Below are 16,088 nucleotides of genomic sequence, written 5' to 3'. Positions count from 1 at the left end.
CTTGGACCGGAATCGGGGCGGGGCGATCTTCGGTCCCTTGCGCTTGCCCGAGATCGAGGCGAAGAAGTTCCGGTAGGCGGTATCAGATCGGCCAGCGCCTGCTGCAACACCACGGCCGACACCTCGCCCAGCCAGGCGCGTTCCGGGGTCTTCTTCGCCTGCGTGATGACCCGCTTGGACAGCTCCCCGTCGGAGATGCGCGGCATCCCGGCCGCGTGGGCTTCCTGCCGTGCGCGCAGCCCGTCGTTGAACACCGTCCGCGCGCACCCGAACGCCCGGGCCAGTGCTTGACGCTGGCCCGGGGTCGGGTAGAGGCGGAAGTTGTACCGGAGCTGCACAGAGCAATTGTGCATCCACGTGCATGAACGTGTGCCGCGTTTCATGACGTGCATGGACTCGGGAGAGATGAGCGTCGCGGAAGCGCGCCGCCGGTTCGCGGACGTGCTCAACGACGCAGCTGTACGCGGCCGGATCACGTAATCACCAACCGGGGACGGACAATCGCCGCCGTCGTGCCAGTACCGATCGCCGAAACCGCCGAGCAAACGCAGGACGAACACTGACAGTCAGGGCACGCTCGGGCCTTGGCGGCCCTCCCACGCGGGCCTTCACCCCCGGCCCGAAGGCCGGAGCACCGGCCCGCAACTCGGTAGCGGAGCCGGCGTCGCGTCCGAGGACGGCGCCGGCTCCGCGCGCTCTCACTCAGGACCGGTTCGCCCGGGCCACGACCTCCTCGCTCGTCAGGGGGCTGCTCGGGTGGTGGCTCAGGCACAGCGGCGTACGGACCTTCGTGAACGACCCGCCCTCGAACGCCGCGTAGAACTGGCCGGACCGCAGCCGTGCCACGTCGGGGACGTCGCCGCCCTTGGCCCTGGCCAGCTCCCGCGCCGCCGTGATCTGGACCGGCGCGTTGAGCAGGCCGAAGAACTGGGTGGCGGCGTTGCCCGTGATCCGGTTGTGCAGGCCCTTCGGCGCCTGGGTGGCGAACACGAGCCCGAGGCCGTACTTGCGGGCCTGCGCGGCGAGGGCGAGCGTGCTCTGGGTGCATACGGTCGCCGTCCCGGACGGCGCGAACGTCTGGGCCTCGTCCATCACGAACAGCCCGCCGAGCGGCCGGTCTCCGGCGGGATGCCGCTTGATCCAGGAGAACAGCGCCATCTGCAGCTGGTTGACGAAGCCCTGCCGCTGGGCGTCGGAGGTCATGCCGGTCAGACTGATGACCGACACGCGGGCCCGCTTGCCCTCCGGCGGCGTCAGCAGGAGGCCCGGATCGACAGGCGTCCCGGTCCCCGCGAACAGGGGATCGCTGATCGTCTCCGCCCTCAGGTGCTGGGCCATCTCGGTCGCGAGCCTGGGCGCCCCTTCGAGACTGCTCACGCCGTCAGGAAGGTCGTCGAGCAGGGCGATCAGGCCACCTAGCCCCGTGCCGCCGCGCCGTCCGTAGTGGGCGACGGCCTCGCGGAGCACCGCCTGGCCGAGATGGGCCCTTGCCGTCTTGGCCTCCAGCTTCGCCCGGGGCACGAGCGCGGCGAGTGCGGCGTCCACCGCCTCGCCGAACTCGTCCGGGTCGTCGGCGACGCTGCCGAAGTCGGGCAGCGGCTGGAAGCTCAGCGGACGTCCCGACTCCTTGCGCGGCGTCCAGATCACCACGTCGGTGTTCGCCAGGTAGTCGTCGGCCCTGGCCGCGTCTCCCTCACCCCACTCCGCGGGTGGCTCCGGCCACCGGTCGCCGAGCCGCGCGAGGTCGTTGTTCGCGTCGAGGACGATCGCCGAGACTCCCTGAAGGGCGCACTCCTCCACGAGGCGGCGGATCAGCACCGTCTTGCCGGAACCCGAGCCGGCGAAGATCGCCGTGTGCTTACGCAGGGTCTCCAGCCGGATCCGCACCGGCCGGTCGTCCGAGGTCGCCGCCCCGATCGTCAGGTAGGGAGCGGCCGAAGGCTCGTCCGCCGGCTGCGGCGTGCGCGGGCGGGGAACGGCCGCCGCCTCCGCGGCCGGCATCTCCGCAAAGGGCGCCTCGACCGGCTCGTCCACGACCGGCTCGTCCACGACCGGCATGTCCACGGCCGGTACCTCCGCGGCCGGTACCTCCGCGGCCGGTACCTCCGCGGCCGGTACCTCCGCGGCCGGGGCTTCGACCGGCGATGCCTCAGAGAAAGGCAGCGGCGGCCAGACCTGCAGATCGGGAACGGCCGGGCCCAGGGTGACGCCGCCGGGAGCCGCGGCGCTCGCACCGGCCGGCGACAGAGCGGCGGCGGGGGCCGGGGACGCCGCGATGTCGAAGGCCGGCGACGGCGCGGTGCCGGGGGCCGCGGCCGGTGTGTCAGTGGCCCGTGTGTCAGTGGCCCGTGTGTCAGTGGCCCGTGTGTCAGCGGCGGGTGTGTCACCGGAGGGCAGGGGCGGCGCTTCGGTCACCGGCAGCGTCGCGAGTCCTGGCACCGTCTGCAGACGGAGCAGACGCCGTTCGGGATTGGCGGTGCGCTGGGGGCGGTCCTGCGACCGGCTTGGCCGGGCGGACAGTGCGGTGCCGGACACGCGGGGAACGGCCGCGTCGCTCAGCGCTTCGGCGAACAGCTTCACTTCGCTCGTCGGCTTGCGGGAGACGAGCCACGCCTGGAGGTCCGGCCGGTTCTCGGCTTCCAGGTCACGGAGCGCCGCGAAGATCCGTAGGTCGTCCTCCTCGATCTGGAGCATCCGGCCGCCCGCCTGCTCGAAGGCGGCCAGGGTCTCCTGGGTGACCGGTCCCTTGGCCCAGCTCTGGTTCCTGAGCACGAACAGTCTGCGCGCGGGGATCCGCTCGTCGAGCCCGGCCGCCGTGGACGCGGTCTTCAGCCGGTTGAGCGCGGCGGTGTGATGGGATGCCGAGATGGCGCGGAAGCACCAGTGGGCCTCGTTCTCCGTCTCCTCGTCCAGGGTCCGGCGCAGGCGGGCGTGCAGGGGCGGCTTCGTGCTCGGAGGCGGGTCCTGGGTGAAAAGCCGCCTGTCCTCGCCCTGCTCGGCGATCCAGGCGGACAGCCCGGCCGACAGCAGGCGCGGCATCACGGCGTCCTCCGTGATCGGGTCCAGCGCCTCCGCTACGTCCGCCCGTTTCCGCAGCTCCGCGAACCGCCTGTCCAGCTCGCCGAAGTCGGGTTCCGGATCCCGCGGCCGAGGTTTAGGGTCGATCTTGTTCGAAGGTGCGCCGGTCAGCCGTCCCAGCTCCGTGACCTGCCCGCTCGCGAGGCACGACCGGACGTGCTTGTCGATCCGGATGAGCAACTGGCGAGGCGTGTACTGGTGCGCCTCCTCGAACGCCTCCGGCTTCACCGGCCACGTCGGATACGGCGGCGTGAACCCCGCCGCGCCGTACTGCGCGCCGAACCGCTTCTCGACCAGCGCGCGGCCCGTCTTCGCGTCCGGGATCGTCCGCAGCGGCAGGGTCATCCGGAAGCGGTCCTGGACGGTGTCCGTGGCGTGTTCTTCGATCAACGTCCACGTGAGGGGGAGGCAGGACAGGACTGTCAGCGTGCGGCGGGTCATCTCGCGAAGGGTCATCAGGCCGCCCGCGACGCTTTCGATCGTCCGGTGGTGCTCGAGGTCCTCCGCCGATCCGCCCCCGGTGAGGGTCGCGGACTGGGCGATCAGCGTGTCGACCTGGTCCACGGCGATGACGGAGGGACCGGTCAGCGCGAGAAGCATGGACAGGTCGTGGACGATCTCCTGCGGTGTCTTCCCGACTGTCCGGAACCCCCACTCCGCGCGCTCGCCTGGCTCACCCTGCGGCGCCGAGATGAGGTAGGCGTCGCCGATGTCCTGCGCCGCCAGGTCGTGCGAGGCGCGCAGGGTGAGGGCCCGTGCGGTGTCCTGCACATCGCGGCCGACGTGCGAGTCGTATCGACGCAGGGCGTTGATGAAGGCGTCCAGGTCGGCGCGGGACAGGGGGACGTCGCCGATGATCGGGCCGCGTGCCGCCTGGGGCACCTCGGCGAGCACGCAGAGACGCCACAGGAGTTCCCTCAGTTGACTGCCGTCCCCGGCCATCGGCCGGGAGAGGCTGTCGAGCATGGAGAGCAGCACGCTCTCCCAGAAGTCCTTCGCGTCGAGCAGGCTGACGAGGAAGAAGTAGGCGTCCTCTTCGTGTACCTTCTGGCGGACCCAGCCAAGGAGATGTGTTTTGCCCGTACCCCGCTGGCCCTGTATCGCGACGCCGATGGGGCTCGCGGCGACGCTCTCCTCCGCCTCCAGCAGGCCGTCCAGGATGACCTGCGCGGCGTCCCGGTGTATCCCCTCGACATGGAACGGCAACGGGCGCCATACATCGTCGGCGACCCGCGTGTAGTTGAACCGCAGGGCCCGAAGGGCGTCGAGTTCGTCGCTCGTCATCATGCTCCGATCAGGATGAGGTGCTTGGCCTGGTCCCCGATCACGACAGCCGCGCCCCTGTCCTCGTCGGTGAGCATCTTCTGGTTGGACTCGGGCACCAGGCGAACGTCCGGAAGGCCGATCATGTGACGGAGGACGGTGTCGACCTCGTTCCTGGAGGCGTCGCCCAGGAGGGGACGCAGCCGGGTCAGGCTGACCCAGGCGTTCGGCTTGTCGGCGAGCTGTGCGTACGCCTTGCGGATCAACGTCTCGACGTCCGCGTCCGGGGGCACGTCCGCGACCGGAGGCACGTCCGCGACCGGGGGTACGTCCGCGACCGGAGACTGCGCGATCGGTTCTGCCGCAGCCCGCGCGGCGGACGGTTCCGCACCCCGTGACTCGGTGACCGCCGGGGCGAGGTCCTCCTGGCCGAAGATCTCGGCGAGCGGGGCGCCGCTCCGATCCATGTGCCGCTGGAGGCCGGAGGCCATGGCCCGGACGACCGCTTCGAGCAGTCGTGCCGCAAGACGGCTGGATTTGGGGATGCCCTCACGGAACATCGCGGCCGCCCTGGCCCAGCCGTCGTCGGCCAACGTGCAGGTGAACGCCTGGCCTCTCTTCCCGACCTCGATCAGCTTGAGCTGCTGCAGGTGCTCGCGCTCCTTCTTGCCGATCTCGAAGCCGAACCGCTCCTTGAGTTCCGGGTTGGCGAACTCGCGGGCCTCGGCCATGAGCAGCAGGAGGATGGCGGTCTCGCGCTGGGATAGCGACGCGTCAGGCATGGGGTGACCCTTCGAACGTTCCATTGCGGCACTGGTGGAGGAAGCGCTCCAACTCGGCGAGCACGGTGCCGAGACGTTCCAGCACCTGCTCGTTGGTGAAGTGGCGGACGGCGTAACCGTCCCGGCGCAGGCTCAGGTCGCGCCGGCTGTCCGCGGCGAGGCGGAGTGGCGACAGGTGCTCGGGGCCGTCGATCTCGACCACGCACCGCTCGGCACGCCAGAGCAGGTCGACGCGGATCGGATTGCTGAGCGGCCCTGAGGCGTGGAGCTGGTTCCACTCTCGGCCCGCCGCCCAGGCGCACGGCGACAGCGCCGCCTCCAGCCGCCGCTCGGCGGCGCTGCCCGGGTGCGGCGATCCGGCGAGCGGCGGGAAGGTGAGCGGTGGGAAGGTGAGCGGTGGGAAGGCGAGTGCAGGCGGGGCGGACTCCTCGCGGGCGCCGGATGCGATCTCGCGGGTGAGCGCCGCCACCCCTTCGGGAATCGGGGCGGTCACGGTCTCGATCCGGTCGACGGAGCGCGGCGGCGGCCCGGTGAGCCAGACGCCGAACCCGCCGTGGTGAGCCAGCCACTCGCACGCCGCGACCAGCACCTCCTCGGAGGCAGGCGAGAGCCCGGAGGGAACCCGTACGAGGATCGCGGCCTCCGGCCGCCGGTAGCCCGAGCGGAGCACCCGGGCCAGCCCGGCGGCGCGGATCTCGGGCGGGAACGTCCCGGCCCGGCCCGCCGTACGGCCTCCGGCCACGACCCCGCGCCTGACCTCGCCCGGGGCGGCCCGCTCGCGCAGGGCCCGTTCGGCGAGATGGGCGAGGAAGGGCCCGAAGTGCCCGGTGGCGGAGCCGGTGCGCAGGGCGAGGGCGCGGACGGCGGCGACGGCCGCGCCGCCGGATCCGGTGATGCCGTCCGCCCCGGGCAGCCAGGCGGGGAACATCGCGAGAGCGGCGGACTCCAGCTCCCTCAGCACGTCGGCGACCACGGCCGCCGGGGTGCCGGCGCCGGTGGTGCCGGCCCCAGTGGTTCCGGTGGCGGCAGGGGTGCCGGCCGGGCGGGGGACGTAGGTGACCAGCGCGGGCGCGTCGTCGGGCAGGGGGTCGACCGCAAGTGCGACGGCGTCCGGGTCGCCGTGCAGATACACGACCCGGCCCGTGGGAAGCTCCCTCCACGAGCGTGCCACGCCGTTCCCGCCCTGTTGTTGAAGATCTGACAATCTTGACCCGGCAGAGGGTATCGGGCACTGACGGGACCGTCCACAAAATCGGGAATTTCCGGTTTTACGCTGCTGAGAGCCGGGACCGCCTACCGCGGCGGACCCGGCCACCGCGCCCACGAGCAGTGGGGAAGCTCGCGGACTACGCCGTCTCGGATCTGATCAGGCGGAGGAACGCCTTGATGCCCGACAGGACCTCCTGGTTGTCGGTGAGACGGCTGAGGGAGCCCTCGAACGTCCTGCCCATGGCGTCGAGCCGGCGGTCGAGGTCGTCCGCGCGCGCCGTGGCCGCGTGGAACCCGGCGCGCGTCTCCACGGCGAGGGCGTCGAGGCGCCCGGCCAGTTCGGCGGCCCGCGCCTCGGACTCCTCGGCCCGCCCCTCCAGCGCCGTGACTCGCTCGACGAGCGTGACGACGTCCTCCCGGGGATACCGGACCTCCGCCAGCATCGTGGTCATGCGGTCACGCAGGTGGGAGAACCAGGCCCCGGTCGGCCTGAAGAGCGTGGCGACCAGGTAGAAGACGGCGAAGTAGTAGCCGACGGTCTCGCCGGAGAAATAGGCGACGACCGCGAGCAGGGCGGCCGACAGCAGGTGGGCGGCGACGGCCGCCCGGCGCATGCGCCCCGCGATGCGCAGGGCCTCGGTCTCGCGCTCCGGCGAGACCTCCATCCCGCGCTCGCGGCTGACCCGTATCTCGTGGATCAGGGCATGGGCCTGGAAGTACAGGTTCCACGGCACCGTCAGGAGCACGATCAGCCAGAGCAGGCACAGCGCTCCGAAGCCCAGCGAGACGACCACCGGCAGCGGCACGTCCGCCACGTAGACCAGGACAAGCCCCGCGATCGTGGACACGATCGCGAGAAAGACGATCCCGCTTCTGCTCACGGCCACCCTTTCCCTCGGCGTTCGGACACGTCAGTGTCGCCGCCGGATCGGCGCGCGGGCATGAGCGGGATCACCCGGATCGACTGAGTACGACCACTCAGGAGAAAAAAGGGGGTGGCCCGGGACGCGGACCACCCCCACTGGTCACTTCTCGAAGACGGGGACCCCGTCGCGGACGAGCTTCCAGTTCGCCTCGGCGAACGTCGCCGGGTCGATGGTGCCGTTCGCGGCGGCGTACTCGATCAGCGCCTGGCGGATCTCCACCTGCGCGTTGTAGACGACCGGGGCGGTCGAGACGTGCGGGAAGCCGCCGCCGCCCGACTGGCGGTAGTTGTTGATGGCCACGACGAACTGCTGGTCGGCGGTGACGGGCTTGCCCTGGTAGGACAGGCCGACGATGCGCTGGCCGACCGGCTTGGAGATGTCGATGTCGTACGTCACTCCGGAGAGCTGGTCGTAGTTGTAGTCGGGCATGCCGCCGGCGTTCGTGAGCGTGGCGAGGTCGATCGGCGCGCCCGGGGCGACCTGTGCGAAGTACTTCGCCGAGTACTCAAGGAAGTCCTTGATCTGGGCGCCGTTCAGCTTGACGCCGAGCAGCGTGTTGTCGTAGACGTACAGCCCGGCCATGTCGCGGACGCTGACCGGCCCGGCCGGGAACACGGCGGTGCGGCTGAACGGCGCGGCGATCGACAGCACGGGCAGCGAGGCGTCGGCGGTGCCGGCGAGGGCCTTGCCGACGAGGTCGGTCTGGACCTTCTGGATGTAGTCGAGGATCGGCGTGTCCTTGTACGGCGACTCGGCCGCCGACAGCTCCTGGGCGGACTGGGCGATGACCTTGTTGACGTAGCCGACGGTCTTGTCGTGCGACTCCTTCATGAGCGCGACGATCTTCGGGTCCTCGGCCACCGTGTTGGTGTTGAGCGTCGTGGACGACTTGCCGGTCACCGTCCACTTCCCGCGCTCTTTGGCGAGGGCGAAGTCGACGACGCTGAGGCGCTGGCCCCACTTGGCGGGCTCGGTCAGCAGCACCTGCTGGCCGGTGACCTTGTTGGTGACGAAGCGCTGCGGCACCTCGTTGTGCGCGTGGCCGAAGAGGACGGCGTCGACGCCGGGCACCTGCTCGGCGACCATGGCGGCGGCGTTCTCCACCGGCAGGTCGGAGCCGTAGGACGACATGCCGTCGTCGCCCGCGTGGGCGGTGACCAGGACCACGTCCGCGCCGAGGCCGCGGATGACCGGCACCCACTTCTTGGCGGTCTCGACGAGGTCGAGGAACCTCAGCTTGCCGTCGACGTTCGCCTTGTCCCAGATCGCGACGCCGGGGTTGGTGAGGCCGAGCACGCCCACCTTGATCGGCTTTTCGCCCTTCACCTTCATGGTCTTGATGACGTACGGCTGGTAGGCCGGCTGACCGGTGGTGGCGGAGACGGCGTTCGCGCCGAGGACCGGCGCCTTCATCTGCGTGACCCACGCGCCGAGCAGCGGCAGGCCGTAGTTGAACTCGTGGTTGCCCAACGTCACGGCGTCGTACCCGATGGCGTTCATGGCCTTCGCCATGGGGTGGATCTCGCCCGTGGAGGTGATCGGCTCGACCTTGGCGTAGTAGTAGTCCAGAGGCGTGCCCTGAAGGGTGTCACCGGAGTCGAACAGCAGGGTGTGGTCGGCGCCGCGGTCGGCCCTGATCTTCGACACCATCGTCGAGATCTTCGCCAGACCCACGTCGTTGTGCGTGCTGTCGTCGTACTCCGCGTTCTTGTAGTAGTCCCAGTTGAGCGCGTTTCCGTGGACGTCGGAGCTGGCCATGATGGTGATCTTGACCGTGTGGCTCGGGGCCGCTGTGGCGGGGGTGCCGGGCAGAAGGAGACCGAGGGCCACGACGCCGGCGCCCACGGTCAACCTGATCGCTGAACTCATGCTGGGTGACGATAGTGACTGCCAATCACCAAGTGGTCACGAAGTCCTTAACCGGACATGTCGCTACAAGGTGACACGCTTGTCACCCACGGGGAGTCGCGCCGTGGGTAGGACGAGTGAGATGGCCGACAAACTCGAGACCTACCGGGCCAAGCGCGACGCGACGCGCACCGGCGAGCCGGTCCCCGCCGAGGGGCCGCTGCCGCGGGGCGAGGACGACACGTTCGTCATTCAGGAGCACCACGCCCGGTCCCTGCACTGGGACCTGCGCCTGGAGCGGGGCGGGGTGCTGGTCTCCTGGGCGATCCCCAAGGGCCTGCCGCCCGACCCCGCGACCAACCACCTCGCCGTCCACACCGAGGACCACCCCATGGAGTACGCCCGGTTCGAGGGCGAGATCCCCAAGGGCGAGTACGGCGGCGGCACGATGACGATCTGGGACCGCGGCCACTACGCGACCGAGAAGTGGAGCGACCGCGAGGTCAAGATCGTGCTGACCGGCTCCCGGGTCGCGGGCCGCTACGTGCTGTTCCGGACCCGGGGCCGCAACTGGATGATCCACCGGATGGATCCGCCCAGCGGGCGGTGGGAGCCCCCGCCCGCCTCGCTCGCGCCGATGACGCCGGTCACCCGCGCCCGCGTGCCGCGCGACCCGGAGGCGTACGCCTGGGAGTTCTGGTGGGGCGGCGCGCGGGCGCTCGCGTACGTGGAGGGCGGCAGGCTCACCCTGCGCGACGCGGGCGGCGCGGACGTCACCGGGGAGCACCGCTGGCTGCGCCCGCTGGCCGAGGCGTTCGGCAGCAGGGCCGCCGTGCTCGACGGCGAGGTCGTCACGTTCGCGGGCGCGGCCGTCTACGTCGCCTACGACCTGCTCTACGACGACGGCCGGTCGTTGCTGGACGAGCCGTTCGAGCGGCGCCGGCTGGGTCTGGAGGGCCTCGCGGTCGACGGGCCGCGCTGGCAGACGGCGCCGTCCTGGCCGGGTGAGGTGGACGCGGTGCGGCGGGCGGCGGCCGAGCAGGGCCTGCCCGGTGTGGTGGGCAAGCGCCTCGGCTCCGCGTACGCGCCGGGGGAGGAGTCCCCCGCCTGGGTGCGCCTGCCCGGGAAGGCCTCGGGGTAAGGCGCGGGGACGCCTGAGTCGCCTGCCTAGGTCTTCTCACCGTCCCGGGCGGCGGCGCTTGCCGCCCGGAGCAGGCCGAGCTCGGCGGCGTAGTCCTCCAGCTTGGTCCGCAGTTGCCGGCGTCCCCGGTGCAGCCGTGACATGACGGTGCCGATGGGGACGTCCGTGATCTGCGCGATCTCCTTGTAGGCGAAGCCCTCCACGTCGGCGAGGTAGACCGCGAGCCGGAAGTCCTCGGGCAGGTCCTGCAGCGCCTGCTTCACCCGGGAGTCGGGTAACCCGTCCAGGGCCTCCACCTCGGCCGACTTGAGCCCCGACGAGGTGTGCGAGGCCGCGTCGGCGAGCTGCCAGTCCTCCACGTCCTCGGCCGCGGACCGCTGCGGCTGCCGCTGCTGCCGCCGGTAGGTGTTGATGTAGGTGTTGGTCAGGATGCGGTACAGCCAGGCCCGTAGGTTCGTGCCCTCGCGGAACTGGTGGAAGCTGCTGAAGGCCCGCAGGTAGACGTCCTGCACCAGGTCTTCGGCGTCGGCGGGGTTTCGGGCGAGCCGTAGGGCGCCGGCGTAGATCTGGTCGATGTACGGCAGCGCGTCCCGCTCGAACCGCAGCCGCCGCCGTTCGACCGCCGTGTCGTCGACGATCGTCATATCCCCACCTCCTTGAGAGCCTGCCTCTATCATTTACGACCGCTTTGTCCGGTCCGGTCGCACCGTCCGCCTACCCCTGGTCCCTCGTTCGACACGGCTCGCGAATCTGTTTTCGGCTGTCGCGTCCGTCTCTGCGACCTGACCGAATGTCGGCGCCACTGGAGGGTACGCGAAGACGGAGAGGCAGCAGTCCGAGGAGGAGGCCATGCCGAAGGACAACGCGGAGCCGGAGAACCTGATCCCCGACCGGCTGCCGCCGCTGGCGGAGTCGGCCGACGTGGAGCCCGGCGCGGATCTGGACGGCGGCGTGTCCGGCGACTGGCACGCCCCCGGCGCCGACTCGCCCGACGACGTCGAGGAACCCGCCGACGAATGACCCGCCGACGAATGACCCGCACCGAATGACAACGCACCGAATGACGCGCACCGAATGACGCGGGCCGGATCACGGCGGCCGGATCACGCGGGCCGGATGACGCGCGCCGCGGCGGGCGCGTTCAGACGGCGCGTTCGGGCGGCGTCGGTCAGGCGGCGTCGCGGCGACCGGCCGGCGGGACCGTGCCTCCAGGAGCGGGGCCTCCGGGAGCGGGCCCTCCGGGAGCGGGACCGCTGGGAGCGGGGCCTCCGGAAGAGGGTCCTCCGGGGGTGCGGTCTCCGGGAGGGGGCGGAGCGAGGTCGGCGCCACGCGGCGTCCGGTACGGCTCGCGCGCCCGCAGGTCCACCGTCTGGATGGTCCTGCTGATGTCGGTGGGGGTGACCAGGCCGACCAGGTGCCCGTCGTCGTCGAGGACCACGGCCCGGCCGTCCGTGCACCCGCTCATCCGCTGGAGCAGCTCCGTGAGCTGGTCGCCGGGGCGGGCGGTGGGCACGTCCGACGGCGGACATGCGATCTTCCGCAGTCTGGTGATCGCGCGATCGTCGGGCGGCACGCGCCGGACGCGGCCCAGCGTCACCAGCCCCGAAAATCGGCCGTCGTCGTCCCGTAGCGGATAGGTGGACAGGTGGTGGCGCAGCACGAGCCGGTCGACCAGACCGGCCACGGTCTCGTCGGGATGGGCGACGACCGGGTCACGCGACATCACCTCACCCACCGTGATCCCGTGCAGAGCGGCGTCGATCTGCGTCTGCTGCTCCTCGGCGGTGGCCGCGTTCACCAGGAACAGGCCGATCAGGGCCAGCCAGAACCCCTGAAGGCTGAGGCCGGAGACGAGGTTGAGGAAGCCGATCGCGATCAGGAGGTAGCCGAAGACCCGGCCGGCCCGGGCGGCGGCCACGGCGGCCCGCAGGCGGTCGTGCCAGCGCGCCCACAGGAAGGCGCGCAGCACCCGGCCGCCGTCCAGCGGCGCGGCGGGCACGAGGTTGAACACGGCCAGCAGCACGTTCACCGCGGCCAGGTAGCCGAACATCCCACTGATCAGCGGTGGCGTGCCGGCGGCGGAAACCCCCCAGGACACGAGGGCGAAGACGCCGCCGAGCACGACGCTGGTCAGCGGCCCCACCCCGGCGATCTTGAGGTCGGCGCCGGGGGAGCGGGGCTCCCCGCGCAGTTCGGCCACCCCGCCGAGCAGCCAGAGGGTGATGCCGTTGACCTCCAGCCCGTGCCGCTTGGCGACGATCGCGTGGGCCAGCTCGTGCGCGAGCAGCGAGGCCAGGAAGAGCAGGGCCGACACCACCGCGGCCAGCACGTACGCCGCGGTCGAGAGGCCGGGGAAGGCGATGGGGAAACGGCCGAAGGCCAGTCCGATCACCAGGATCACGACGATCACGACGACGCTGATGTTGAGCCCGACCGGGACCCCGGCCACGCGGCCGAGACTGATCGACGATCGCATCATGCCACCCCCTCGGCCCTCCGCAGTGACTGGCCTACCCACAAAGGCGCTGGTCACGCGGTGGCAGGGGGGCCTGGAGGCTTCGACGCGCAGTCAGCGGGACGCCGCCGGAACCGCTGTGCCGAGATTGCGCAATCGTGTGAAATCGGAACCCGCTTCTGGTGCTCCGGTAACGCAATCCGGAGAGACGTCTGACCAGGTCCTGACTAGAGTTGTTGGACTGTATACCGACCGTCGAAGGACTGTCGTCATGTCGGATCTATGGGCTGTGAAGCGTCAGCTGGCCGATGCGCTCAACGAACACAATCTGGAGGCTGTGCTCGAAGTCTTCAGTCCGGACGCCGTCCTCGTCTCGCCCTTCGGTGTGGCGGAGGGACACGAGCAGATCGGATGGATGTACGAGCAGGTGTTCAGGAGCTTTCCCGACTTCCAGCTTATCGTTTGGTACGAAGCCACCGCCTGTGACGCGCCGATGATGGTGGAGTGGACGGCCACGGGCACCCACCTCGGGCCGATCCTGCTGCCGGACGGGCGGGAGATGGAGGCGACCAATCGGCCGGTCACCTTCCGTGGCACCTGCGCGTCCTTCGTCGAGGACGGCAAGATCAAAACTCACCGGGAGTACTTCGACCAGTTGGAGCTGTACACCCAGCTCGGACTGGGCCTCGCGGAGGTCGCGAGCTGAGTGCTCCGGGCGTGCCCGGCACGGCGGCGGCCGCGGACCTCGCCAGGTGTGTCCGCGACCGCCGCCGGGGTCTCACCTCAGATAGATGTTCGGCTTGGCCGGGGTGGACATGCCGTCCCCGAGGAAGAAGCCCGTGTGGGGCGGCTGGTTGTAGGCGGTGTTCTGCCAGGCGACCGCCACCCGGTATACCGGGTCGTGCATCAGCGTGTAGATCTGCCGGCTCGTCGCCGTGGTCGTGCTGTAGATCCGCAGGGCGGTGTTGTCGCTCGTCGGCCAGACGACCTCCTCGCGCCAGTCGCCGAACAGGTCGGCGGACAGGGACGGGGTGGACTTGGTGCCGTTGTTGGAGTGCACGTTCGAGCCGGTCAGCAGGCGGGTGTCGCCGCCGGTGCCGTACTTGTCGATGTGGGTGCCGTCGAGCAGTTCGCGGACCGGGTCGGCGTCCCACCACGCGAGGAAGTTCGCCGAGCCCGGCTTGCGCCCGACGTTCTGCCCCCTGGTGTTGAAGACGCCGCCGACCCCGGACGACCACGACTCGGCGCCCGAGCTGCCGGACCAGACGTCGTCGGAGACGCCGCGGCCGTTGTCGCAGCCGCAGGAGGCGTTGCTCCAGATGATCGAGCCGGTGCGGGCGTCGGCCATCCACGCCGCGGGCTTGCTGGTGTCCTCGTCCACCTTGAACACCTCCAGCCCGGCGCGCGACGGATCGAGGTCGCCGACGTGCATGGCGTCGCCGTGGCCGTTGCGGGTGTTCCACAGCGCCGAGCCGTTGTCGTTGATCGCCATCGCGCCGAAGACGATCTCGTCCTTGCCGTCGGCGTCCACGTCGGCGACGGCCAGGTTGTGGTTGCCCTGCCCCGTGTACTGGCTGCCCGCGGAGTCGGAGTCGAACTTCCACCGCTCGACCAGTGAGCCGTTGCGGAAGTCCCAGGCGGCGATGACCGTACGCGTGTAGTAGCCGCGCGACATGATCAGCGACGGGCGGGCGCCGTCGAGGTAGGCGGTGGCGGCGAGGAAGCGGTCCACGCGGTTGCCGTAGGAGTCGCCCCAGGAGGAGACCGTCCCGCGCGGCGGGTCGTAGTTCACGGTGGACATGGCCGCGCCGGTCTGGCCGTTGAACATGGTCAGGTATTCGGGACCGGACAGGACGTAGCCGGAGGAGTTGCGGTAGTCGGCCGAGGAGCTGCCGATGACTCTCCCGGCGCCGTCCCTGGTGCCGTCGGCGGTCTTCATCGCCACCTCGGCCCTGCCGTCGCCGTCGTAGTCGTACACCTGGAACTGCGTGTAGTGGGCGCCGGCGCGGATGTTGCGCCCGAGGTCGATCCGCCACATGCGGGAGCCGTTGAGCCGGTACGCGTCGACGAACACGTCACCGGTGTAGCCCGACTGGGAGTTGTCCTTGGCGTTGGACGGGTCCCACTTCAGCACGAACTCGTACTGCCCGTCGCCGTCGAGGTCGCCCACGCTCGCGTCGTTGGCGCTGTAGGTGTAGGCCACCCCGTCGGGTGTGGTGCCGCCGGACGGCGGCTGGATGGGCACGTCGAGGTGGTCGCCGCCGGTGAAGCGCAGCGACGTCTGCGACGCCGCCTGCTCCGCGCCGTTCACCACGGCCCGCACCGTGTACGTGGCGTCGGCGGCGGCCCCGGAGTCGAGGTAGTTCGTGGAGTTGGTGATCGGCGAGGAGTTCAGCTTCGTCGATCCCCGGTAGACGTTGAACCCGGTGCCGATGCTCTCGGTGCCGAGCAGGCGCCAGGAGACCAGGTTGCCGCTGCCCGACCGCACGCTGATCAGGCCGCGGTCGAGGTCCTCCATCTGCCGCGCGCCCGCCGGGATGCTCGTGGGGCTCGGGGAGGGGCTCGGCGTGGGGCTCGGGGAGGGGCTCGCGGAAGGGCTCGGCGTGGGGCTGGCGGAGGGCGACGGGGTCGGGCTCGCGCTCGGACTGACGCTCGGGCTCGCGCTGGGACTCGGAGAGGGGCTGCTCGTGACCCCGCCGGTGCAGGTGGTGCCGTTGAGCGCGAAGCTCGCGGGCACGGGATTGGACGAGTTGTTCCACGAGCCGTTGAAGCCGAACGACGTCGTGCCGCCGGTGGGGATCGAGGCGTTGTAACCGGCGTCCTTGGCGCTGACCTGGCCGCCGCTCTGGGTCACGGTGGCGTTCCACGCCTGCGTAACGGTCTGGCCCGCGGAGTAGGACCAGGTGAGCGTCCAGCCGTTGATCGCGTCGCCGAGGTTGGTGATCGTGATGGCGGTGCCGAAGCCGTCCTGCCACTGGTTGGTCACCTGGTAGTCCACCCGGCAGCCCGCCGCCGCCGAGGCGGGCAGGGCCGGCAGGACCCCGGCCCCGGCGAGCGCGGCGGCGCAGGCCACGGCGGCGACCAGAGCGGATCTTCGTCGTGTGGTCATCTGGAACTCCATGAGGGGGTGCCGATGGGGGCGCAGCGTTCGGCCGTGAGGGCGCCGGAAGCATGGGCGTGATCGGGTTCTCCGAGGCGGGACCTCCCGGGTCGGACCTGCCCCCGGCGGGTGCGGTGCGACGAGATGCGCCGGGTGCGTCATCACAACGCGATATCGGCGGTGTGGTCAATCGGCTCCGATTCACCGATGTGAACGCAATCATCGGACGCGTCCAAGTAAGTCGATCGCGGCTGGTAGAAGCAGGCCTGGGGGTGTCACCTGCACC

11 protein-coding genes and 1 pseudogene are annotated in these 16,088 nt (G+C 70.8%); 3 read left to right on the top strand and 9 right to left on the bottom strand.

All coding sequences use genetic code 11. The features are described 5' to 3' along the window. The 6 genes and pseudogenes from FLX07_RS19935 to FLX07_RS19900 form a co-directional block, all read right to left on the bottom strand. Window positions 1-338: pseudogene (locus FLX07_RS19935) on the bottom strand (helix-turn-helix domain-containing protein); the annotation flags it as partial. A 364-nt stretch (window positions 339-702) separates the two neighbouring features. Continuing rightward, window positions 703-4,365: a helicase HerA domain-containing protein gene (locus tag FLX07_RS37855; protein WP_223854237.1), complete on the bottom strand. Its 3,663-nt coding sequence runs from the start codon at window positions 4,363-4,365 to the stop codon at window positions 703-705. After that, window positions 4,362-5,123 (bottom strand): hypothetical protein, encoded by a 762-nt coding sequence (locus FLX07_RS36540; RefSeq protein ID WP_167748315.1) that lies wholly within the window; start codon window positions 5,121-5,123, stop codon window positions 4,362-4,364. Before FLX07_RS36540 ends, FLX07_RS37855 begins: the two co-directional genes overlap by 4 nt. Continuing rightward, on the bottom strand, window positions 5,116-6,294 hold the full coding sequence (locus tag FLX07_RS19910) for an endonuclease domain-containing protein (protein WP_142572314.1): 1,179 nt from the start codon (window positions 6,292-6,294) through the stop codon (window positions 5,116-5,118). Before FLX07_RS19910 ends, FLX07_RS36540 begins: the two co-directional genes overlap by 8 nt. Before the next feature lie 175 nt (window positions 6,295-6,469). Further along, window positions 6,470-7,213 (bottom strand): hypothetical protein, encoded by a 744-nt coding sequence (locus FLX07_RS19905; RefSeq protein ID WP_167748314.1) that lies wholly within the window; start codon window positions 7,211-7,213, stop codon window positions 6,470-6,472. A 144-nt stretch (window positions 7,214-7,357) separates the two neighbouring features. Further along, on the bottom strand, window positions 7,358-9,127 hold the full coding sequence (locus FLX07_RS19900; RefSeq protein ID WP_142572313.1) for a 5'-nucleotidase C-terminal domain-containing protein: 1,770 nt from the start codon (window positions 9,125-9,127) through the stop codon (window positions 7,358-7,360). A gap of 121 nt (window positions 9,128-9,248) precedes the next feature. Here FLX07_RS19900 and FLX07_RS19895 point away from each other — a divergent pair, with 121 nt between their 5' ends. Next, on the top strand, window positions 9,249-10,247 hold the full coding sequence (locus FLX07_RS19895) for a DNA polymerase ligase N-terminal domain-containing protein (protein WP_142572312.1): 999 nt from the start codon (window positions 9,249-9,251) through the stop codon (window positions 10,245-10,247). Window positions 10,248-10,273: 26 nt separating this feature from the next. On the opposite strand, the gene FLX07_RS19890 is transcribed toward FLX07_RS19895, so the two are convergent. Further along, window positions 10,274-10,891: a sigma-70 family RNA polymerase sigma factor gene (locus tag FLX07_RS19890; protein WP_142572311.1), complete on the bottom strand. Its 618-nt coding sequence runs from the start codon at window positions 10,889-10,891 to the stop codon at window positions 10,274-10,276. Window positions 10,892-11,096: 205 nt separating this feature from the next. On the opposite strand from FLX07_RS19890, the gene FLX07_RS36535 reads away from it, so the two are divergent. Then, window positions 11,097-11,267, top strand: a complete 171-nt coding sequence (locus FLX07_RS36535; protein WP_167748312.1) for a hypothetical protein — start codon at window positions 11,097-11,099, stop codon at window positions 11,265-11,267. Window positions 11,268-11,415: 148 nt separating this feature from the next. Here the strand turns inward: FLX07_RS36535 and FLX07_RS19885 are convergent, their stop codons facing one another. Continuing rightward, the gene (locus tag FLX07_RS19885) at window positions 11,416-12,726 is read right to left on the bottom strand and encodes a site-2 protease family protein (RefSeq protein ID WP_223854236.1); all 1,311 of its coding nucleotides are present in this window, start codon (window positions 12,724-12,726) and stop codon (window positions 11,416-11,418) included. A 247-nt stretch (window positions 12,727-12,973) separates the two neighbouring features. Here FLX07_RS19885 and FLX07_RS19880 point away from each other — a divergent pair, with 247 nt between their 5' ends. Then, window positions 12,974-13,408 (top strand): ester cyclase, encoded by a 435-nt coding sequence (locus FLX07_RS19880; RefSeq protein ID WP_142572310.1) that lies wholly within the window; start codon window positions 12,974-12,976, stop codon window positions 13,406-13,408. A gap of 72 nt (window positions 13,409-13,480) precedes the next feature. Here FLX07_RS19880 and FLX07_RS19875 read toward each other — a convergent pair whose 3' ends face one another. Further along, on the bottom strand, window positions 13,481-15,811 hold the full coding sequence (locus FLX07_RS19875; protein WP_142572309.1) for a rhamnogalacturonan lyase family protein: 2,331 nt from the start codon (window positions 15,809-15,811) through the stop codon (window positions 13,481-13,483). Between the last annotated feature and the right edge of the window lie 277 nt (window positions 15,812-16,088).

The sequence above is a fragment of the Microbispora bryophytorum genome (assembly GCF_006874465.1).
In the GTDB taxonomy this organism is placed as follows: domain Bacteria; phylum Actinomycetota; class Actinomycetes; order Streptosporangiales; family Streptosporangiaceae; genus Microbispora; species Microbispora bryophytorum.
This window is presented reverse-complemented; position numbering and strand designations above follow the sequence as displayed.

What these genes read in the sequence shown, in the direction of transcription:
- FLX07_RS36535 (WP_167748312.1), top strand. Translation starts at nt 11,097, where the DNA reads ATGCCGAAGGACAACGCGGAGCCGGAGAACCTGATCCCCGACCGGCTG.
- FLX07_RS19880 (WP_142572310.1), top strand. Translation starts at nt 12,974, where the DNA reads ATGTCGGATCTATGGGCTGTGAAGCGTCAGCTGGCCGATGCGCTCAAC.
- FLX07_RS19885 (WP_223854236.1), bottom strand. Translation starts at nt 12,726, where the DNA reads ATGATGCGATCGTCGATCAGTCTCGGCCGCGTGGCCGGGGTCCCGGTC.
- FLX07_RS19900 (WP_142572313.1), bottom strand. Translation starts at nt 9,127, where the DNA reads ATGAGTTCAGCGATCAGGTTGACCGTGGGCGCCGGCGTCGTGGCCCTC.
- FLX07_RS19895 (WP_142572312.1), top strand. Translation starts at nt 9,249, where the DNA reads ATGGCCGACAAACTCGAGACCTACCGGGCCAAGCGCGACGCGACGCGC.
- FLX07_RS37855 (WP_223854237.1), bottom strand. Translation starts at nt 4,365, where the DNA reads ATGATGACGAGCGACGAACTCGACGCCCTTCGGGCCCTGCGGTTCAAC.
- FLX07_RS19890 (WP_142572311.1), bottom strand. Translation starts at nt 10,891, where the DNA reads ATGACGATCGTCGACGACACGGCGGTCGAACGGCGGCGGCTGCGGTTC.
- FLX07_RS36540 (WP_167748315.1), bottom strand. Translation starts at nt 5,123, where the DNA reads ATGCCTGACGCGTCGCTATCCCAGCGCGAGACCGCCATCCTCCTGCTG.
- FLX07_RS19875 (WP_142572309.1), bottom strand. Translation starts at nt 15,811, where the DNA reads ATGACCACACGACGAAGATCCGCTCTGGTCGCCGCCGTGGCCTGCGCC.